This window comes from Streptomyces sp. NRRL F-5755 (genome assembly GCF_001279365.1).
Taxonomy (GTDB): Bacteria; Actinomycetota; Actinomycetes; order Streptomycetales; family Streptomycetaceae; genus Streptomyces; species Streptomyces rimosus.
Genome location: NZ_LGCW01000283.1, coordinates 62,830 through 83,428 on the forward strand (window position 1 = coordinate 62,830; position 20,599 = coordinate 83,428).

At 69.0% G+C, this 20,599-nt stretch carries 17 protein-coding genes and 1 tRNA gene; 9 read left to right on the forward strand and 9 right to left on the reverse strand.

Translation table 11 applies throughout. The annotated features are described in order from the left end of the window. The first annotated feature begins 184 nt into the window (after positions 1-184). Positions 185-260: transfer RNA gene (locus tag ADK86_RS28575), tRNA-Lys, on the forward strand. A gap of 351 nt (positions 261-611) precedes the next feature. Continuing rightward, on the forward strand, positions 612-1,697 hold the full coding sequence (locus ADK86_RS28580) for a PP2C family protein-serine/threonine phosphatase (RefSeq protein WP_053699192.1): 1,086 nt from the start codon (positions 612-614) through the stop codon (positions 1,695-1,697). Between the two features lie 57 nt (positions 1,698-1,754). Here the strand turns inward: ADK86_RS28580 and ADK86_RS28585 are convergent, their stop codons facing one another. Further along, entirely contained in the window at positions 1,755-2,795 is a 1,041-nt protein-coding gene (locus ADK86_RS28585; protein ID WP_053699193.1) for a DUF2332 domain-containing protein, read from the reverse strand. 575 nt (positions 2,796-3,370) lie between these two features. Between ADK86_RS28585 and ADK86_RS28590 the strand changes: the two genes are divergently transcribed. The 3 genes from ADK86_RS28590 to ADK86_RS28600 all read left to right on the forward strand — a co-directional run bounded on the left by ADK86_RS28590 (position 3,371) and on the right by ADK86_RS28600 (position 7,401). Next, the gene (locus ADK86_RS28590) at positions 3,371-4,564 is read left to right on the forward strand and encodes a M23 family metallopeptidase (RefSeq protein ID WP_053699194.1); all 1,194 of its coding nucleotides are present in this window, start codon (positions 3,371-3,373) and stop codon (positions 4,562-4,564) included. A gap of 186 nt (positions 4,565-4,750) precedes the next feature. Next, positions 4,751-6,358, forward strand: coding sequence for an MFS transporter (locus tag ADK86_RS28595; RefSeq protein ID WP_234346074.1), 1,608 nt, complete (start codon positions 4,751-4,753; stop codon positions 6,356-6,358). A gap of 95 nt (positions 6,359-6,453) precedes the next feature. Then, positions 6,454-7,401, forward strand: coding sequence for an aldo/keto reductase (locus tag ADK86_RS28600; protein WP_053699195.1), 948 nt, complete (start codon positions 6,454-6,456; stop codon positions 7,399-7,401). A 98-nt stretch (positions 7,402-7,499) separates the two neighbouring features. Here the strand turns inward: ADK86_RS28600 and ADK86_RS41495 are convergent, their stop codons facing one another. The 3 genes from ADK86_RS41495 to ADK86_RS45295 form a co-directional block, all read right to left on the reverse strand. After that, the gene (locus tag ADK86_RS41495; protein ID WP_078952322.1) at positions 7,500-7,805 is read right to left on the reverse strand and encodes a hypothetical protein; all 306 of its coding nucleotides are present in this window, start codon (positions 7,803-7,805) and stop codon (positions 7,500-7,502) included. A gap of 169 nt (positions 7,806-7,974) precedes the next feature. Continuing rightward, a complete protein-coding gene (locus tag ADK86_RS28605) occupies positions 7,975-8,184 on the reverse strand; it encodes a hypothetical protein (protein WP_053699196.1) in 210 nt (69 codons plus the stop codon). Positions 8,185-8,452: 268 nt separating this feature from the next. Further along, positions 8,453-8,581, reverse strand: a complete 129-nt coding sequence (locus ADK86_RS45295) for a hypothetical protein (protein ID WP_267888816.1) — start codon at positions 8,579-8,581, stop codon at positions 8,453-8,455. A gap of 1,412 nt (positions 8,582-9,993) precedes the next feature. Between ADK86_RS45295 and ADK86_RS28615 the strand changes: the two genes are divergently transcribed. From ADK86_RS28615 to ADK86_RS28630, 4 genes are all read left to right on the forward strand, one after another. Next, positions 9,994-10,683 (forward strand): hypothetical protein, encoded by a 690-nt coding sequence (locus ADK86_RS28615; RefSeq protein WP_199834491.1) that lies wholly within the window; start codon positions 9,994-9,996, stop codon positions 10,681-10,683. 54 nt (positions 10,684-10,737) lie between these two features. Further along, positions 10,738-12,150 carry a hypothetical protein gene (locus tag ADK86_RS28620; protein WP_053699198.1) on the forward strand — a complete coding sequence of 471 codons (1,413 nt, stop codon included), beginning with the start codon at positions 10,738-10,740 and terminating at the stop codon, positions 12,148-12,150. A 6-nt stretch (positions 12,151-12,156) separates the two neighbouring features. Beyond that, a complete protein-coding gene (locus ADK86_RS28625) occupies positions 12,157-13,983 on the forward strand; it encodes a DEAD/DEAH box helicase (protein ID WP_053699199.1) in 1,827 nt (608 codons plus the stop codon). Between the two features lie 323 nt (positions 13,984-14,306). Continuing rightward, complete coding sequence (locus ADK86_RS28630; RefSeq protein WP_053699200.1) at positions 14,307-15,527, forward strand: DNA cytosine methyltransferase; 1,221 nt, start codon at positions 14,307-14,309, stop codon at positions 15,525-15,527. On the opposite strand, the gene ADK86_RS41500 is transcribed toward ADK86_RS28630, so the two are convergent. The 5 genes from ADK86_RS41500 to lhgO all read right to left on the reverse strand — a co-directional run. Continuing rightward, entirely contained in the window at positions 15,462-15,953 is a 492-nt protein-coding gene (locus ADK86_RS41500; protein ID WP_078952323.1) for a very short patch repair endonuclease, read from the reverse strand. The genes ADK86_RS28630 and ADK86_RS41500 overlap by 66 nt on opposite strands. After that, a complete protein-coding gene (locus ADK86_RS28635) occupies positions 15,946-16,923 on the reverse strand; it encodes a NaeI family type II restriction endonuclease (protein WP_053699201.1) in 978 nt (325 codons plus the stop codon). Before ADK86_RS28635 ends, ADK86_RS41500 begins: the two co-directional genes overlap by 8 nt. A 118-nt stretch (positions 16,924-17,041) precedes the next feature. Further along, complete coding sequence (locus ADK86_RS28640; RefSeq protein ID WP_053699202.1) at positions 17,042-18,394, reverse strand: PrsW family intramembrane metalloprotease; 1,353 nt, start codon at positions 18,392-18,394, stop codon at positions 17,042-17,044. Positions 18,395-18,422: 28 nt separating this feature from the next. Next, the gene (gene trmB, locus ADK86_RS28645) at positions 18,423-19,346 is read right to left on the reverse strand and encodes a tRNA (guanosine(46)-N7)-methyltransferase TrmB (RefSeq protein ID WP_053699203.1); all 924 of its coding nucleotides are present in this window, start codon (positions 19,344-19,346) and stop codon (positions 18,423-18,425) included. A gap of 319 nt (positions 19,347-19,665) precedes the next feature. Beyond that, positions 19,666-20,599: L-2-hydroxyglutarate oxidase (lhgO, locus tag ADK86_RS28650; RefSeq protein ID WP_234346075.1), on the reverse strand; the 934-nt coding region annotated here is incomplete at its 5' end.

The window sequence follows — 20,599 nt, forward strand, 5'->3', positions numbered from 1 at the left end:
GTCACGGAAGCCGGTGCGGGCCCCGCGTCACAACTGCGGCCTCCGCACGCCCCGTTACCCGTACGCCGCACCGCCCACCGGGCCCGCCCGCCCCCTCCGCCCCGAAGCGGACGCATCCGCTCCGGCCCTCCGATGGCCAATGCCTTCGGGCTGCGGCGGGTACGCGGGCTATGCTGCTCGGTGCGGGCCATTAGCTCAATTGGCAGAGCAGTGGACTTTTAATCCATTGGTTCAGGGTTCGAGCCCCTGATGGCCCACCAGGTACGAGCCGGAGGCGAGCCCTCCGGTCCGCCGTACGACGCCCCCGCTGGGAACTTCCGGACGGGGGCGTCGTCGTGTTCCCGGGGCGGGCGCTTCGCCTTCGCAGGGGCGTACGACACCGAGCAAGCGCCCTCGGGATGCGCCGCGGGCCCGCCGCCCGCGTCCGGCCCGGTTGACCCGTACGGCCCAATCTGATTCGCCGCCCGGCGCGGCAGCGGAAAACCTGGGGACGGCGACGGTGTTCGTACGGGTCGGACGGGCGCGCGGGAGTGGGAGGCAGGCCGGTGCGGGTGCGTCGAGGCGGCAGGGTCCGTACGGGCGATCGGGAGCGGCGGCGCCGCCGCTCCGGCATGTCGCCGTTCGGGCAGCGGGTCGTCTGCTGGCTGCCGCTGATCCTGCTGGTGGCGGGGCTGATCTTCGACAGCGGTACGCCCGAGCGCTACACGGCCGCGCCGTTCTTCTCCGCCGCGCCCCTGGTGGCGGCGCCGCTGTACTCGCTGCGCAGTACGGCCGTGACCGCGGTGGCCGCCGTCGCCGCCGAGACCTGGGTCGTGACGTACCACGGAGGGCGGGACACGAACCAGTCCTTCACCGAGGGGCTGACGGTTCTGGTGGTCGCCATCCTGGCGCTCGGTATCAACCGGGTCGTACGGATGAGCGACGCGCGGCTGGCCTCCGTACGGGACGTCGCGGAGGCTGCCCAGCGGGCCGTGCTGCCGACGCCCGCGGAGCGGATCGGGGGGCTGGCGGTCGCGGCGCGCTACGTGGCGGCGCAGGCGGACGCCCGGATCGGCGGCGACCTGTACGCGGTGCAGGACACCCCGCACGGCGTACGGCTGATCGTCGGCGACGTACGGGGCAAGGGGCTGGAGGCCGTGGAGGCCGCGGTGATCGTCATCGGGGCCTTCCGCGAGGCCGCCGAACAGGAGGCCAGTCTGGAGGCAGTGGCGGGGCGGCTGGAGCGCGCGCTGCAACGCGAGGGCAGCCGGCGGGAGGGCCTCGACCAGTTCGAGGGGTTCACCACGGCCGTACTGGCGGAGCTGCCCTCGGACGAACACGCCGCCTTGCGCGTCCTCAACCGAGGCCATCCGGCACCGCTGCTGTTCGCACCCGACGGCGAGCTGTGCGAGCTGACACCGAAATCGCCCGCGCTGCCGCTCGGCATGAGCGAGGTGGCCGGCTGGCCGGACCGGGCGGACGAGACGGCCTGCCCGGCGGGCTCGATCCTGCTGCTCTTCACGGACGGCGTGACCGAGGCCCGCAACCGCGACGGCGTCTTCTACGACCCGGCGGCGCGGCTGGGCGGCCGGGTCTGGTCGGGTCACGGACCGGAGGCGCTACTGGACGCGCTGGTGGAGGACGTGGCAGCGCACACGGGCGGGGAGACGGCGGACGATATGGCGCTGCTGGCGGTGCAGCGGCCGATGCGGGGGTGAGGGACCCGTCGGCGTACCGGCGCGGGCCCCTACGCCGGAGCGGCTGCCGCAATGGCCTCACAGCCACTGCACGCTCTGCCCATGCTGGCCGGTCAGGGCGACCGGCCGCTCGTCGAGGGCCAGGGTCAGCAGTCGTTCCGTCGTCGGCAGGGGGTGCACGAGCCGGGGCGGGACGATCCATGGGAGGACGGGGTGGTGCTCGTTGGAGACCCAGTGCCCGGGGCCGTGCCCCAGGCGGTCGCGCTCCTGTAGTACGGACCGTACGAGCCGGGCGAACTCCTCGCGACGCTCCAGAGGGAGGTACGCCAGTACGGAGGTGTGGAAGACGACGAGGGTCGCCCCGGGCGGCGCCTCGGCCGCCAGCGCGGGCAGCGTGTCGATCAGGTCGCCGCGCACCATACGGGGGCGCGGCGCGGACCGTACCGCCTCTCTGGCGGCCCGCTGGCTCCGTAGGCGCTCGTCGGTGGCGCCCGGCCAGATGAGGGCCTCCAGCCAGCGGACGTCGTCGGGGGCGGCCGGGTCGAGGGGGTTGAGGTCGATGCCCGCGCGCCAGGCGATGGCCGGGACGCGGTCGGGTACGGGGGTGCCCGACCCCGTACGGCAGCGGAGGACCGCCGCGCTGTCCGGCGCGCCGAACTCCGGCCGCTCGTCGTAGCGGTAGCGATAGCGGTCCGGGTAGAGGCACAGGCCCGCCGACGCGCCGACCTCCAGGAGTGCGAGCGGCTGCGGCAGACGGGCGAGGAGAGGGAGCAGGGCTGCGCAGCGGGCCGGCTCGTTGGTCTGTGTCCGGCGCCGCATGATGACGGTGCTCACCTCGTCCCAGTGGCGCAGGGTCCACTCGCGCCAGCCGCGGTACGCCGCGTCGCCGCGCGGGCCGTGCTCCGCGTAGGGGCCGTCGAGGTAGCGGACGGCGGCGAGCAGGAGGTTGGGCTGCTGCTTCTCGCCGTCCGGCAGGCAGCGCGCGAGGTGGGCGCAGAACTCGGGATCGTGGCCGATCCGCGCGGCCAGCTCCTCGTGGGCGTCGGACTGCCCGCGCGCCTGATACCAGGCGAAGTTCACATATCGATCCGCCAGTGCCCGCACGCTGTTGACGACCATGATCAGACGTTACTGCCCATACGGAGCGTCATCGTCTGGCCCCCTCACGCATAACGACTCCCGCACAATCAGGGATTTCAGGTTTGAAGATCGTTTTTCAAGTTGCCCCGATTTCATACCTGATGGGGTGTAAGTCAAGGCCAAAGCCACCACAAAATGACCTCGGATTCGCCCGAACGCTTGGTATCCGGCCGCGGAGTCTATTACAGTCCGATAACGGAGCGCGGTCGTCCCAGCCGTCGCAAGAGGCGGCACCGTGCGCCGACGCCGAATCCCGTCAGCAGGTTCACAACTGAATCACCGTTGGACCACCGCTGGACCGGCCTGCGCCCCGGTGCCGGCCCGGCGCGAGTCCTGGGAACCGGGCAACCACCACCTCGGGGTATGCCGGACGGCCGCCGATCCGTACCCCCACCGTGCCCATCGGAACCGTCCGTCGCAGGCCCGGAAGCCCGTCCTGCTCCGCATGTCCCAGCGCCCGACGCTCTGGGAGGGCCACCGCCGGCGCCGCCCGGCCCGGTAGGCGGCCCCACCGCTGACCCGGTAGGCGAGAGGAAGGAAAGGAGTGCGCCTCCGTGGCGTCCAACAGCCCTGCCGGCTCCGTCCCCGAGGTTCCTTTTGGTGCTGTCGGCGCGCCGTCCGCCGCCGCCTCGCACACCTCCGGCATACGCATCGTCCCCCAAGCGACCGCCGACCCCGGCGCGTTCGAGGTTGACGCGGTGAGCGCCGTCGGTGCGGCCGACGCCCCCTTCGACTCCTTCGAGGAGTGGAACCCGACCGAGGACTCCGTGCGCCCTGTACGCGGCAAGCACCGCGTCGTCGGCAAGCAGCGCGGCGGACTCGCCCGCGGCGGTACGGTCCTGGGCGTCGGCGTCATCGCGGCGGTGGGCGCCGGCGGCATGGCGTCGGCCGAGGACCGGCCCCCGGTACCGGTGTCGATGCCCGACCTCGGCGGACTCGCGGACGACCTCGCGGCCCAGCTGCCGGACGCCACGTCCCTGCCGGGCATCGGCGACCTGATATCCGGCGCGTCGGACTCCCCGGGCGCCGACGGCGTCACCGAGGCGTCCGCCGGCCCCCTCACCCAGGCCGGCCTCAGCCGTAGCGAGGCGGAGCAGGGCAGAGGCGCGGGCGATTCGCTGCGCGACCGCATCCTCCAGCAGGCCGACCGGCAAGAGAGCGCCGCGGAGGACGAGCAGCGCGCAGCCGCCGAGCAGGCCGCCGTCGAACAGGCCACGCGGGACGCGGCGGCCGACCGGCAGGAGGCCGAGAAGGCCGCGGCCGCCAAGGGGGCGGCGGAGCGCGAGGCCCGGCGCAAGGCGGAGGCGGCGGACCGCGCGAAGGCGGAGGCCGAGCGCCGCGCCCAACTGGCCCGCAGTTACGTCTCGCCCCTCACCTCGTACACCCTCACCGCCGGCTTCGGGCAGGCGGGCGACCGCTGGGTGGCCAACCACACCGGGCTGGACTTCGCCGCCCCCACCGGCACCCCGGCCAAGGCGGTCCACGGCGGCACGATCACCCAGGCCGGCTGGGCCGGCGCGTACGGCTACCGCATCGTCCTCACCACGGACGACGGTACGGAGCTGTGGTTCTGCCACCTCTCGTCGATCGTGCGCGCCTCCGGCAAGGTCGCCCCCGGCGAGGTCATCGGCCGCGTCGGCGCCACCGGCAACGTCACCGGCCCGCACCTGCACCTGGAAGTACGCCCGGGCGGCGGCGCTCCGGTCGACCCGAAGCCGTGGCTGCGGGAGCACGGGCTCGACGTCTGAGGCGGGTGTGGGGGCGGGGCCCACCTCTCTTCCCGCCCCTCCCGCCCTTCCTTTCCTTCCTTCCCCCTCCGACCTGGGCATTCCGTCGGCTGTACGCGGCGGAATTGCTTTGCGCGGCGGCGTCCGGGCACTCGGATGGATGCGCCGCCGGGGTGAACCGGCCCCGGCCCGGTCCAGGAGGGTGCGATGAAACCGAACGACACGGCGGGGACGGGGAACGGCGGCGGGACCGGCGGGACCGCATCCGGTACGACCGCGGACCGGAACACGGGGAACGCCGGCCGCACGGACAAGCGAACCACGCCCGGCACCGCCGCCCCCGACACCGCCACCTCCGACACCACCCTCACCGCCAACACCCCCACGATCACCACCGACGTCCCCGCCCGCCTCGACCGGCTGCCCTGGTCCCGCTGGCACTGGATGGTGGTGATCGGCCTCGGCACGGTGTGGATCCTGGACGGTCTGGAAGTGACCGTCGTTGGCAATATCGCCGGCCGCCTCTCCGAGCGGGGCAGTGGTCTGCCCATCTCGTCCGCGCAGGTCACGGGTATCGCCGCGGCCCTGTACGTGGCGGGGGCCTGTTCGGGCGCGCTGTTCTTCGGACGGCTCACCGACCTCTTCGGCCGCAAGAGGCTCTTCTTGATCACGCTGGCCGTCTACCTGGCCGCCACCGCCCTGACCGCGGTCTCCTTCTCCTCCTGGTGGTTCTTCGTCTTCCGCTTCCTGACCGGCTTCGGGATCGGCGGCGAGTACGCGGCGATCAACTCGGCCGTCGACGAGCTGATCCCGTCCGCCTACCGGGGACGTGTCGACCTCCTCATCAACGGCAGCTTCTGGCTCGGCGCGATCGGCGGGTCCCTGCTGTCCATCGTGATGCTGAACACCGCGATCTTCCCCATGAACGTCGGCTGGCGGCTGACCTTCGCGCTCGGCGTCGTCCTCGGCCTGGTCATCCTCCTCGTACGCCGCCATGTGCCGGAGAGCCCACGGTGGCTGTTCATCCACGGGCGGGGCGAGGAGGCGGACCGACTCGTCGCCTCCATCGAGAAACAGATCACCGACGAGAAGGGCGCGCCCCTGCCCGAGCCCGAGGGCGAGATCACCATCCGCCCCCGCAAGAGCATCGGCTTCACCGAGATCGCCCGTACCGTCTTCTCGCGCTACCGCCGGCGCGCCATCCTCGGCCTCGCCCTCTTCATCGGCCAGGCGTTCCTCTACAACGCCGTCACCTTCGGCTTCGGCGCCATCCTGACCGCGTTCTTCGACGTGCCGACGGCGAGCACCGGCTACTACTTCGCCGTGATGGCGGCCGGGAACTTCCTGGGCCCGCTGCTCCTCGGCAAGCTCTTCGACACGGCCGGCCGCCGCATCATGATCTCCGGCACCTACCTCCTCTCCGGTGCCCTCCTCTTCGCCACCGCCTGGCTTTTCTCCGCGGGGCATCTGACCGCCACCACGCTCACCGCTTGCTGGTGCGTGGTCCTCTTCTTCGCTTCGGCCGGCGCCAGCAGCGCGTATCTGACCGTCTCGGAGATCTTCCCCATGGAGACCCGGGCCATGGCCATCGCCTTCTTCTACGCGGTCGGTACGGCCGCGGGCGGCATCAGCGGCCCCCTGGTCTTCGCCGGCCTGACCGAGTCCGGCGTGGTCGCCGACACCGCACTCGCCTTCTGCATCGGCGCCACCCTGATGTGCCTGGCCGGCCTCACCGCCGCCCTCCTGGCCGTACGCGCCGAACGCCGCTCCCTGGAGAGCATCGCCAGCCCGTTGACCTCGGCCCCAGGCACCTGACCTGGCCTTCGTGCCAGTGCCCGAGCCGGCCTTTTTGCGCCTTCTTCCCCGCCCCGGCTGCGTTTCCGCACTTCCCCGCCTACGTTGGGAAGATCATGACCGATACACACACGCAGAAGACCCTCGGCTCCCTGTCCGTCTCCCCGCTCTCCCTCGGCGGCAACGTCTTCGGCTGGTCCGCGGACGAGCCCCAGTCCTTCGCCGTACTGGACGCGTACGTCGCGGGCGGCGGCAACTTCATCGACACCGCCGACGTGTACTCGGCCTGGGTGCCCGGCAACAAGGGCGGCGAGTCCGAGACCGTCATCGGCAACTGGCTCGCCTCCCGCGGCAACCGCGACCAGGTGGTCATCGCCACCAAGGTCGGCGCCCACCCGGACCACAAGGGCCTGGCCCCGGCCACCATCAAAGCCGCCGTCGACGAGTCCCTGACCCGCCTGCGCACCGACTACATCGACCTCTACTACACCCACTACGACGACGAATCCCTCGACGTCTCCGACTTCCTCCCGGTCCTCGACGAACTCGTCAAGGCCGGCAAGGTCCGCGAGATCGCCGCCTCCAACATCTCGGCGCAGCGCCTGGAAGCGGCCCTGACCTTCTCCGCCGACGAGAACCTGGCCCGCTATGTCGCCGTACAGCCCCACTACAACTTGGTTTCCCGTGAAACATACGAGGGGGAGCTGGCCGACACCGTCGCGCGCCACGGCCTCGGCGCCGTCCCGTATTACGCCCTTGAGTCGGGCTTCCTCACCGGCAAGTACCGCCCGGACAGCGATGTGAACAGCGTCCGTTCCGAAAAGGCCGCCCAGCACCTGTCCACCGACCGCGGCCGCAAGGTCCTCGCCGCCCTGGACACCGTGGCCGCCGCCCACCAGGCCGAACACGCCACGGTCGCCCTCGCCTGGCTGGCCGCCCAGCCCACGGTCACATCCCCCATCGCCAGCGCCCGCACGGTCGACCAACTCCCCGCCCTGATGGCCCTCTCCGACCTCCACCTCACCAACGACGAACTGACCCTCCTCAACGAGGCATCGGCCTGACCACACCGAGCACCAGGAGATGCGAAAGCGGGTGGGCACGTACCGAGTACGTGCCCACCCGCTTGCGTCTTGCGCCCCCTGAAACCTGCCTTCCTGGCCTACCTCCCACCCCGATCAGCAACCGCCCAGGAGGCAGCCCCCACAACCCCCGCCACCGCAAACACCGACGGCCAGGCCCCCACCTTCTTCGCCAACGGATGCGACCCGGCAAACGCCGCCACGTACACCCCACTCAGCGCCGCCGCAGCCTTCTTCCCAGCCTTCCGCTCCCACTCCCGAGCCGCCACAGCCCCAGCAGCAGCCAGCGCTACCCCACCCAGCGGTCGCTTCTTGGTCCAGCGGGCTACGGCGTAGCCGCCTACGAGCCCTGCTGCAGCTATTGCCGCCGACGGGACCGGTGCCATGTCCGGAACCTCCCTGTTAGAGAACCATTGCGCGTGACTTTACGCCGACGGGCCGACGGCCGGGGGAGGAGCAGCAACGTGGCCGGAAGACGGTGATGCCTGCCGACCACGTTGCCGTACTGCTGGTAGGAGGGAGCCCGCCAAGTGGGGCGGAGGACAGGGGGTGCCGCTACGACCGCCGGGTGACGGACACCTGGTACCAGGTCTGGCAGATCATCGCCACGGAGACGAGGACCACCACCGCCCAGACATGCGCCGGGTCCTGAGGCCCGTGCTCCGAGCCCGAAAGGAGCAGGCTGCCGACCGGGCTTGCGCAGGCACACAGAATCATCAGCACCGGAGAGGCGCCATCCCGCGGGTTCATGGGAATGTGGTTCATGCGTTCACTTCCTTGTTTGACGGCTTGGTGGTGACGCGACGCCCGTCGCTCTCGCTCGCCAAAGTCGGGGCGGCGGGCTGTCTTCATAACCATGCAGGGTCCGAGCAGACGGACCGGTTCGGCTGGCTCATGAGTTCTGTCCAGCCCCGCCAACGCGGTTCCTCGCGGCAGGAGGGTCCCGGGGCCGAGGACCGACAGCGGAGCGGACGATGTTCCAGGAGATGGTTTGCCCCATTCGGTAGCACTGACGGGTACGGTCGGGCAGCGGTCAGGCAGGATGGTGGCTGAGGGCAGCGTTGACGAGGGTGGCAGCGTCCTCAACCTGCCGGGCTTCGAGAAGCGTGCCGACGATATGGAGAACAGCCCGCAGATCACGAGCTGCGGCGCTGTTCAGCATCGCCTCCGCAGCGTCCGTCCGGCCTGCGGCCCGGTACGCGGTGACCGCGTCCCGGATCTCTGCCGGAGCGTGGGCCCGGCCTGCGTGCCACAGGTAGGTGGCTGCATCTGCGTCCCGCCCCGCACGGAGGTGGCCGAGGGCCTCGTCATCCACGACAGGCGGCAGCGCCGATGTTCCCTGGGGAATGCCGGCTTCGGGGGACTGCGCCTGGGGTGGGACGGACCCACTGACTCCGTGGGGCTGGGGACCCAGCCGGGCCTGGACGGCTTTCCAGTACGTCTCCAGGACATCTGCCAGGGGCGGAGGCGGCTGTCCCGTAACCGTTTGCGCGCCATTTGCGAGGTCCCAGAGTCCCCGCATGACGGCTTCCGAGGGCATCCGGTACCCAGTCGTGAAGCCCGTGAGTGTTGAGGGCGCGACGAAGACGGCCCGTGCGACAGTGCCCTGGCTCCTCCCCGTCCCGCGGGCCAGCGCGCTCAGGTGCGCAACGGTGTCTGCCAGTTCCCGCGCTTCGGGCGTGAGACCGGCATGGGGCTTGGCGCTCACCTGTCCTTTCGGCGGCACGGCACGGATTCCCTTCTGCGGGTGTGGCGGGGTAACGGGTAATTCGTCATGGAGGCTTTTCCGGGTCGCGTATACGGATTCTCGTGACGGGCAGGATTCTTGCACTGGCACCGCAGGGAAAGTCAACGGTGATTCGCTGGCGGCCGCCGGGAGATGTGCGCCCCTGTCCGCATGTGGTGTCCGTTCCCGAGATCATCGGGTCACAGGACCATATCTCATCCAGCTGGAAATGCTATCGGGGCGCCGGGCCCGTCGTTGTGATGACGCTGGGCGAGGGGATCGCTGCCGTCCGGGGGCGATGCTCAGGAAGGAACCGGAATATTCGCATCCGGTTTTCCTGCGAACACCTGGCACCGAGGGCCGGTCCCGCGAAGCGGCGCTGCCAGAGGAAGAATGCGTAGGGAACCCGCAGGTCAGGGGCCTGCACTGGTGACTTGCGTGTTCGCGCCGTGTTCGCGGCCTCGTTCTCCTGGCGGGCGGCAACTGCAGAAAAGTTCCCGCCGGTCGGTTAATTCGTGGGGACCGGCAAGTGAGCGTCGGCAGGAAGTGAACGGCGGGCTGCTGTCGTCGAGGTCCACGCCGACAAAAAGCGCGTGATGCACGTCACAGTGAGTGTGTCAAAACTGTCTTGCGATTACTTCGAACGGAACGGAAAGTCAATAGCTCCGTATTCGCAGTTTCGCGAATACGAATGGGCGGTGGCGTGTTGAATCCCGGCGTCCGATGTGGATCCTTGGAAAGAGTGATCAGCTCTCGGGCTGGTGCGGCTGGTTGCTCTGCAGAACCCTGTCGACGGCCAGCGAATCCGTTCAGTTATGAGTGCTTACGGAAAGTGAAAGGCGGTCCCTGTGACACTGCCGTCCTGGGAGGACAAGAAGCTCGGCACGATGAAGCGCGCCGCCCTGTGGCTCGTCACCGTTGTCGGCGAAGGAAACGTCTTCACCAAGGGTGCCCTGAGGGCTGCCTTTCCTGAGACGTCGCAGATCGACCGCCGTATGCGCGACTTGCGGGACCACGGCTGGCGGATCGACACAAACCGCGAGGACGTCGGGCTTGAGCCGCACCAGCAGCGTTTCGTCTCGCGCGGGGAAGCGGTCTGGGAGCCTGGGAAAGGCCGCTCCAAGTCAGCGGCGGCCATCACGGCTACCCAGCGGCGCGAGATCTTCGCGAGGGACGGGCACTTCTGCCGCTCGTGCGGCATCTCGGCGGGCCAGACGTACCCCGGTACGTACGAGGCCGCCCAGCTGGACGTTGCCCGGCGACCAGTGCTGGGACCAGGAGGCGCGGCCGACGTACAGCTGGTCACGGAATGCAACCGCTGCCGCGTGGGCGGCCGGGAAGTGACCGCAGACCTCGTGAGCGTCCTTGATGCTGTGCGGCGGATCGGTCCGATAGAGCGCAAGATCCTTGCCGGCTGGATGGAGAAGGACCGCCGCGAGTTCAGCGAACTGGAGCGGATCTGGGCCAGTTACCGGACACTGCCCGAGGAGTCGCGGGCCCAGGTACGCGAGCAGCTCGGCCTTGATGGCGGTCTCTAGCCCAGCCGGCTGGAGCGCCCCGCGATTGTTGAGAGCCAGGAGAACGGAACAAACGTGAGCATGGACTTCGGACGCCCGCCGAAGGCGGAGGCCAACCAGGAGCTGGTCCGGAAGCGGCTGAAGGACGCTGAATCAGCGGCCGGCACCAGGGAAAGCCTGACTGTGGAGTGGCGGGGCCAGCCCTTGCACGTCGAGGTCATCGACATGCCGGTGACCGACCTGTACTACAACCCGGGCACGCACCGCATCAGGGCGCAGCGTGACCACGAGCCGGAACTCGACGCTGAGCTGCGGAGAGACCCCTGGAGCGTTCGCAGCCAGGACTACCTGCACCACCTCTTGAAGTCGCTGCCGGCCGATCCGTCGAAGGAAGACCCGGACTTCATCGCCCTGCTGGAGAGTCTGCGCGACTTCCGGCAGAACGATCCCGGTCTCATCACGCGCGATGGTGTGCTGGTCAACGGCAACACCAGACGGGCCGCATTCAGGGAGCTGGGTGTCGCGCACATCCGCGTCGGCGTGCTCCCGGAGTCGTGTACCTGGGATGACGTCAACGCGGTTGAGCTGTCGCTGCAGCTCCGCAAGGACCACCGCCGCGACTACTCATACATCAACCGGCTGCTGGCCATCGATGAACAGGCTGAGCTCGGCCGTTCCGCCAAGGACATCGCACGTGACTTCCGGATCAAGGAAGACACCTGCAAACAGGACCAGTGGATCCTCACCTGCCTGCGTGACCTCATCGAGCGGAGCAAGAGTGAGGGCACCGGGCTGCGGCTGCTCGACTTCGAGCAGCACCAGGAAAAGCTGCGCGAACTGCACCGTCGGTACGTCAAGGAAGCGCGGGTGAGCAAGGCCAACGCTGATGTGATGAAGGAGAACCGACTTGCAGCCATGGTCCTGGGCTTCTCCAAGACGGATGTGCGGCTGATCGAGCCTGACTTCGCGCGCCGGTACCTCGACCAGCGTCTGCCCGAAGAGCTGAAGACCGGAGCGCCCGCCGCCGGCTCCGTCGCGATCCCCGGTCTAGGCAGGACCATGAAGTCCGTGGACACCGTCGTGACAGTGGCCAGGACGCTCACTGACACGGTCCTGCGGGCGAAGGCGGTCAGCCCGACGGCGAGCGGCGTTTCCGCCGAGCGTGTGCAGGTGGCGACGCGTACCTTCGAGGCTGCCCACGAGGCATTCGAGGCGGCTTTGGTACCGGCCGGCAAGGACGCACGTATCCGCAAGCGCAAGCAGGCTGCCCCTGGCCGGATCACCGACGCGTGCCAGGACATCGAGCAGTGCATCACCGACCTGGTGATGGCCAGGGCGTCCCGGAGCCTCGATGAAGAGGCGTTCGACGAAGCCGTGCTGAAGCTGCGGGACAGCCTCGGAAAACTGGCCGCCGAGTCTGCCCGTAGCATCGAGGTGCCCGGAGACGGGGTTGAGTGGCTGCTGGGTGCGGTGAAACAGGAGGAGTGACGGCCGATGGCGGATGTGCAGGAGCCGTCGTTGCGCATCGGGTTCGATGTCACCCGTACCAAGGCGGCCCTGCGCGTCAGCCCGGCCCACCAGAGCGATCTTGCGCAGCTGGCGGGCTGGTTTCCTGCCAGCACTCGGAGTGGTCCGCTGGCCGTGGAAGTCGAACTCGATGACTTCCTCGTCGGTCTGGAAGCGCTGGGCAGCTGGCCGTCACCGGAAACCGTCGAGTGGGAAGAAGCGCTGGCTGACCTCGTCGGCAGCGTGCTCGACGACGCAGAGGCGGCTGAGCAGGCACTGGCCGGTGAGGTCGGTGCGGCCGTCACCGCGGACGATGTCATCTCCCTGCTGGGTGACGGCTGGAAGGCTGATCTCACGTCCTTCCAGCGGCGCGACATCGCGCACCTGCTGTCCATGCGGCATGGCGCGAACTTCAGCGTCCCGGGAGCCGGAAAGACCCGTGTCGGACTAGCGGTCTACGCGGCCATGCGCGCACGAGGAGAAGTCAGACGGCTTCTCGTGGTCAGTCCGAAGTCAGCGTACGAGTCGTGGCTTTTCGAGAGTGCGGCCTGTTTCGAGGAGCCGCTGGCTGCGGAGGTCATGTCGAAGAGCCCCGACCTCGGTACGGAACTGCTGCTGGTGAACTATGAGCGGCTGGACCGCTCGCAGGCCCAGCTCGCAGCCTGGCTTCGGGCCGCTCCGTCAATGGTGATCCTGGACGAAGCACACAGGATGAAGCTAGGTGCAAACGGCGTGTACGGAAGCGCCTGCATGTTCCTGGGGCCGCTCAGCCGCCGACGGCTCATCCTGACCGGTACACCGGCCCCCAACGGCGCCCGGGACCTGGAAAACCTGCTGTCCTTTGTCTGGCCGGGGCACGGACGGCGAGTGGTGACCAGCGCCGTGAACGGCGGGGACCTTGCGTACGCCAGCAAGATCCTGCGCCCGCTCTTCACCCGTACCACCAAGCATGAACTCGGTCTGCCGCCCTACGAGACCAAGATCCGGTACGTAGATCTCCCGGACCTGCACCGTGAGATCTACGATGCGCTAATCGGACGCTTCACGGCCAGAGCCGAAGCTTCGCGCGACGACTTCGACGCGCTGGGCAAGGCGCTGATGCGGCTCCTGATGGCAGCCACCAGCCCCGCACTGCTGCGGGAAGGCAGCAGCAGGTACGAACCCCTCGCCTATCAGGTGCCGCCGCTGGACGTCCCAGAAGGGGACTCGCTGTATGAGCTGATGCAGAACTTGCCCAGCTATGAGGTGTCCCCGAAATATTCGGAAGCGCTGAGTCTGCTGGCTGAAAACGCGGCCGCTGGCCGGAAGACGCTCGTGTGGTCCACGTTTGTACGCAGCCTGACCACGATGGAGCACCTGTTCGCCGACTACGGGCCAGCCATGGTCCACGGAGGCACTCCTGACCGCGAGGAGCAGATCGACCGCTTCCGTAACGACCCGGACTGCATGGTGCTGCTGTCCAACCCGGCGACCATGGGCGAAGGCATCAGCCTTCACCAGGTGTGCCACGACGCGATCTATGTGGACCGCGATTTCATGGCCGGTCGGTTCCTGCAGAGCTTGGACCGCATTCACCGGCTAGGGCTCGCGCCCGGCACTGAGACGCGCGTCACGGTGCTCGCTGCTACCGGCACGGTCGATGAGGTCGTGGCCCGCCGTATGGAGAAAAAGCTGGAGTTCATGGGCGGCATCCTTGATGACCCCTCTGTCCGTCAGCTTGCTGACCTGCAAGAAGAGCCCTCAGTAGCCGGCGGGATGGACGCGGCTGACGTACGGGCGCTGCTGCGGCATCTGGGCGTTGCCGGGCGTGTGTGATCAGACGTGCCCTCTGCGTATCGCGGTGGTGGCTTCCGCGAAGCGGTGAAGAGTGCTGGCTGAGTGCACCATGATGTCCTTCGGCACGTAACCTCCCCGCCCTGTGCCACCTGAAGCCCGCACGTCGCTTGGCATGCGGCAGGGGCAATATTGAGAGGCGTTCGCCGTGTTGTCCGTGATGGCAGCAGCGGCGCGAAACGAGTGCCGCACACTAGTGGAGGCTGAGTTCTAGTGGAGGCCGGGTTGTTGTCAGTGGCGTCTGTCACCCTCTGTGAGGGCGGGCTGCAAGGTGTGTCCGCCGTGGCACGTAGGAAGGAGGGTGCATGACCCGCACTGAGTCCAAGTTCACCTCTGTGGAGATCTGTGCTGGGGCCGGGGGACAGGCACTCGGGCTGCACCAGGCAGGGTTCCGTCACCACGCGCTGATCGAGATCGACAAGCACGCGTGCGAGACGCTGAAACTCAATGTCACGGAGGAGAACGGGTGGGGCGACTGCAGAGTCATCTCAGCTGATCTGACACAGTTCGACCCGGCTGATCTCGAGCTGGACCCCGGCACCCTCGATCTGCTGGCCGGCGGCGTGCCGTGCCCGCCCTTCTCGGCCGCGGGCAAGCAACTGGGCCGGGATGACGAGCGTGACCTGTTCCCGGTCATGCTCGACTTGGTGAGTTACCTGAAGCCCAACGCCGTCATGATCGAGAATGTACGGGGCCTGCTCGAACCGCCGAAGAAGTTCGAGTCCTATCGCGATGAGATCAAGGCACGCCTTCGAGAAGAGGGCTACGTCATCTGCGATTGGCGGGTTATCGAGGCTTGTGATTACGGGGTGCCGCAGCTCCGGCCACGTGCAATCCTCGTTGCGATGAGGCCGGAGTTCGCCGGCCACTTCAGGTGGCCGGACCCGGACAGGATCGAGCTTGTCACAGTGGCGGAGGCTCTGGGAGCCACGATGGAAAAGCGTTTCGGTCAGTCACCAGAAGGAAAAAGGGCTTACGAGCGTTGGTACAAGGCTGCCAGCACCGGCGTAGCTCCCACCCTGGTGGGTGGTTCGAAAAAGCATGGAGGCGCAGATCTCGGCCCCACACGGGCGAAGAAGGCATGGCTCAAGCTTGGGGTCGATGCCATGGGCGTCGCCAATGAACCCGAGCACATGAAGGATCCGGACCGTGACCTTTACAGCAAGGGCAAGGACGGTCAGCCGCTCGGTCCGAAGCTGACTGTTACCCAAGCGGCAGTCATTCAGGGCTTTCCCACCGACTGGCATTTCTCTGGACGCAAGACTGCGGCTTACCGACAGGTCGGAAACGCCTTCCCACCCCCGGTCGCGCGAGCCGTCGGCGAGCAGATTATCGACGCTTTGGAGAAGGGGCTGAAAGCCCCGTTCCCGGTCGAGGAAACACTGGAGCGGGAAGCGGCCAGGGAAGCGGAAGCGGCAAGAGAGGCACGGGAAGCGGCTCTGTTCGAGCTCCCGGGCCAGTCAACGCTGATCTCTGCGGAGCCTGCTGACCGTGCTGGCGATCTTGAGGGCGCAGTCGCCCGGTGACTCGTGCTCCCAGAACCGGAGGATCGTCCATCCCGCCTCGATGAGCTGCTGGTCAGTGTCCCGGTCACGCGCCATGTTCCGGGCGACCTTGTCTGACCAGTAGCCGGGGTTGGTTTTCGGCGGCACATAGTGCTCCGGGCAGCCGTGCCAGTAACAGCCGTCGATGAAGACTGCGACCTTCGCCGGCCGGAAGACCATGTCGGCTGTCCGGCGAAGGTCTGGGAGGGGCCTGGCTGCCACGCGGTACCGGAGCCCCTGGGCGTGTACGAGCCGCCGGATCAGCTGTTCCGGCTTGGTGTCCCGGCTGCGGATGGCCTGCATGTTGCGCCGCCGGGCGGCGGACGACGCCCAGGAGCCGTCAGGCGGAGTCCATGCCTTGCTGGCAGGAGGCTCCTGACTCTGATCAGAGCTGTTCTTGTCAGTCACGGTTCTTCTCAGTGTGCTTCGGGAGGAAGGGCGCTGTCACGGGCGGGTCCTCCGGCGTCGCAAGGACCCATGCCCGGCCATCGAGGATTACACGCAGACGGCCTTCGTGGTGGGCGGCTGCTTCAGCTACTCGGAAACTGACAAGCTCGCCCACCCGGGGCACCGGGGCGCCGAGCGCACGTGCGACGGCCTGATGGCTGCTGTAGTGCCCCGGGATGAGGATCCCTTCTTCGCGGAGGACTGTCCGGGCGCGGCCCTTCGCCTCGCGTACCCGGGCCATGTAGTCGCTCTGCTGGGCAACAGTACGCACGACACCTCTGCCAATGGGGCGGAGCTGCACGCGACGGAAAAGTTCGATGACCCTCGCCTGGCCTGAGGGAAGCCCGAGAATCTTGTCGCGGGTTGTCTGGTCCAGATGCAGCAGAACGTTCTCCGGCAGTGGAGCGTCCCGCCAGAGCCAGTAGATTTTGTTGCGGTGTTCGGCCTTGACGGTCAGCTTACGGTCGCGGTTATTGCCTTTGTTCAGCAGCTCCGGGCGGATGCGGAGCAGGCCGGCGCTCCAGCGGCTTTTCTCGTCGTCGGCCCAGACCAGCAGGCAGATGTGATTTTCGGCTTCGGGCGGGATCATCCACCCGCCGAACTGCTGAGAGTATTTGCAGTCGACCTGGATACCGGCTATCCGGTAGTCCGTGGCGTCACCATCATCGAAATCGAACTCGCGCTGCAAGTTGATTTCAACAATCGATCCGGCGTGTGTCTTCTCCGTCTTGGACAGCGTCTTCCAGTCGTATCGCCCGGTGACTTCACCATTGAGCAGCTGGTCAATAGTGTCACGCAGCACCCGGGCGAATCGCTCACCTCGGGGATCGAGCTGCCGGAGATGCTTGCGTACAGCGACGAGTCCGCTGTCTGATTCGGCCAGGGCTACGGCCACGGTGTTGGAAGCGGCCGAATGGTCCAGCGGAAGCATGGCGTCACCTCATCAACCAGCTGGCACCACGCCAGCGTCAGGCTCACGAGCCTGCCACAGCCGGGGTTTTGGCGTATTCACCGGCTGCAGGTGGCCGCCTACTTCTGGAACCGGTGGATCACTGATCGTAGGGCGGCATGTGCGGCGTGTGCCCTGCGTGTGGGGTCGATGGCACCGGGCTGGGCACCGGCCGGTGCGTTACATGGAGTGCCTGGAGGAGTGCTGGGTGGGCCAGTGGTTTGTGGTGCCACAGGTGGTTTAGGAGGGTTTGTTCTTGGGTGGGGAAGGTGGGGGTGGGGCCTGTGCGGTGGGCTTGGCGGCGTAGGAAGGCCAGGGTGGTGGCTGTGGCGGCGTATTCCGTTACTGCGCGGGCGGCGGTGGGGCCGTAAGTGCGGCGGGCTATGTCGCGGGCTACCGAGCGGGTTTTGAGGGAGGAGAGGGAGATGGGCTCGGTGGGGGAGAGCCAGCCGGTGGTGACGTACGGGGGGAGGTAGGTGCGCAGGGCGAGGAGTTCGCGGTGGCGGGCCCAGACGGCGAGCCAGGTGAGGGTCGCGAAGACGGGCAGCATGAAGAGGCCGTAGACGGTGAGGAAGCCGAGGTCGCCGAGGGTGGTGGCGGCGTTCCAGATGGCGTGCAGGAGGACGGCGGTGGCCAGGCCGAGGAAGGGCAGGGCCAGGCGCAGCGGGCGGCGGTGCGGGTAGCTGGTGGCGGCTATGCCGAAGGCCAGGCCCGTGAGCATGGTGAAGAGCGGGTGTGCGAACGGCGACATGATGATGCGGACGAAGAACGTGCCCGCGGTGAGGGAGTCGAGCCCGGTGTGGCCGAGGGACTGGTCCTGGCCGAAGGCGTTGCCCAGGTAGAGGATGTTCTCGGTGAAGGCGAAGCCGGTGGCGGTGATGCCGGCGAGGACGAGGCCGTCCGTGACGCCGGCGAAGTTCTGGCGGCGGAAGAGGAAGAGCAGGACGACCGCGACGGCCTTGACGGTCTCCTCTATGACCGGGGCGAAGACGGTCGCGCCCCAGGTCTGGGCATCGTCGGGGGAGAGGGTGGAGAGGTTGTTCTCCAGCCAGTTGGTGGCCAGACCGTTGGCCAGGAGCGCGACGAGGGTGGCGGCGCAGGCGCCCCAGGCGAAGGCGAAGACCAGGTTGCGGCGGGGTTCGGGGTCTATGCGGTCCAGCCAGCAGAAGCCGGCTATCAGGACGGGTACGGGGAAGACGGCGAGGCCGAGGCCGACGAGGAACCCCTGCGTACCGGTCTGCTGGCGGACCATCGCCAGGATGATCACGCCGGAGAGGGCGAGCAGGGAGAACAGGGCGACGGCGCGCGCTGTCCTGCTGTGCCAGGGCGCCGGGCGGCGGCGCGGGGCGTAGTGCCACTGCGCCGCCGCGGGCGACGCGGCGGAGGCGGCGTAGCGCGGATCGGGCGCGTACGCCGGTTTCGGCGGAAGCGGAGGCGGCTGCGGCGGATTCACCCATCGACCCTAACCACCGCGGGGCGGGCTATGCCGGGCGCCGCCGGAAGAGGAGGTCGTGGACGACGTGGCCCTTGTCCAGGCCCTGCCCCTCGAACTTGGTCAGCGGGCGGAAGTCCGGGCGCGGGGCGTAGCCGGAGTGCAGGTTTTCGAGGGTCGGCTCGGCGGAGAGGACGTCGAGCATCTGCTCCGCGTACGGCTCCCAGTCGGTCGCGCAGTGGACCAGGGCGCCGGGCGCGAGCCGGGTCGAGGCCAGGGCGATGAACTCCGGCTGGATCAGGCGGCGCTTGTGGTGGCGCTTCTTGGGCCACGGGTCCGGGAAGTAGACGCGCAGGCCGGCCAGGGAGGCGGGGGCGAGCATCTCGCGGAGCAGGATGATCGCGTCGCCGTTGGCCACGCGGATGTTGGACAGGCCGTTGCGTTCCGCGAGGCCGAGCAGATTGCCCTGGCCCGGGGTGTGGACGTCGCAGGCGAGGATGCCGGTGTCCGGGTCGGCGGCGGCCATCTGCGCCGTGGCCTCGCCCATGCCGAAGCCGATTTCGAGGACGACCGGGCGGCCCTCGAACAGCTCGTTCAGGTCGATCCTGGAGAGGCCGTCGATGTCCAGGCCCCACTTCGGCCACAGGCGCCGCAGCGCGTCGGCCTGCCCGTGGGAGACCCGGCTGCGCCGGGGCTGGAAGGACCGGATCCGCCGCTCGTGGTGCGAGCCGGCCGGGTCGGCCGCGGGGCCGGTGCCGTCGGGGAACATCGGCTCGGTACGCGGGCGCGGGCGGGTGTCGTCCCGGGGGACGGGCGCCCGGGACGCGTCCGCGGGCCGGTCGGTCGCGAGCCGCGGAGCGGCGTCGGGGCCGGGCTCGGCGGCGGTACCGGGATCGGCACCAGGGCCGGGCTCGGCTGCCGTACCGGGCTCGGCGGCAGGGCTGGACTCGGGGGTGGCGGGGTTCTCGGACACAGTGGGTCGATTCTACGGGCGCGGTCGGGTATGGGGTCGGGTACGAGGCTGGGTACGAGGCCGAGCACGGGGACGGTGGCGGGCACGGTGGCGGTGGCAGCCGGAGGGCGGCGCAGCCGGTGGCGGCATCGACGCCTTTTCAGCCGGACGCCACCTCCTTCGTAGCCGGACGCTGTCCCCTTATCGGCCGGACGCTGCCCTCTTCTCGGCCGGACGTCGCCGTCTCTTCCTCAGCCGGACATCACGTCCCCTCGGCCAAACGGCACCGCCTCTTTCTCAGCCGGACACCATGCTCCCCCCAGCCAGACACCACGCCCCCTCAGCCGAACGTCGCCTCCAGCATCCCCAGAGCCCGTCCGGCTATCTCCCTGCCGATGGGGAGGGAGGCCGTGGCGGCGGGGGACGGGGCGTTGAGGACGTGGACGATGGACGGGGTTTCCGTGATGAGGAAGTCGTCGGCGAGGGTGCCGTCGGGCAGGACGGCCTGGGCGCGCACGCCGGCGGGGGACGGTCGTAGGTCCTCCTCGCGGACCGCCGGCAGCAGGCGGCGGACGGCCTCGGTGAAGGCGCGGCGGGAGAGGGAGCGGTGCAGTTCGCCCGCGCCGTAGCGCCAGTGGCGGCGGGCTATGTGCCAGGAACCGGGGTACGCCAGGGTGCCGGCCAGGTCGGCGGGGCGGACGGTGCGCCAGTCGTACCCCTCGCGGGCGAGGGCCGGGACGGCGTTCGGGCCGATGTGGACGGAGCCGTCGATCCCACGGGTGAGGTGGACGCCGAGGAACGGGAACGCGGGGTCGGGCACCGGGTAGACCAGGCCGCGCACCAGGGAGGCGCGGGCCGGGGCGAGGGTGTGGTACTCGCCGCGGAAGGGGACGATGCGCATGCCCGGCGCGTCGCCCGCCAGGCGCGCGATCCGGTCGCAGTGCAGACCGGCGCAGTTGATCAGGACGCGGGCGCGGAAGACCGTGTCGGAGGAGGCGGGGGCAGGGGCGGAAGAGACGCGGTCGGAGGAGGTACGGGAGGTGTCGGCGGGCGTGTGAGGCGCGTCGGCGAGCGCGCGCTCCGCATCGATGGGCGTACGTCCCGCCTCACCCGGCATGCGCTCCGTATCGGCAGGCGTACGTCCTGCCTCGCCCGCCACGCGCTCCGTATCGATGGGCGTACGCCCCGCCTCACCCGGCATGCGCTCCGTATCGGCAGGCGTACGCCCCGCCTCGCCCGCCACGCGCCCCGTATCGGCAGGCGCACGCCCCGCC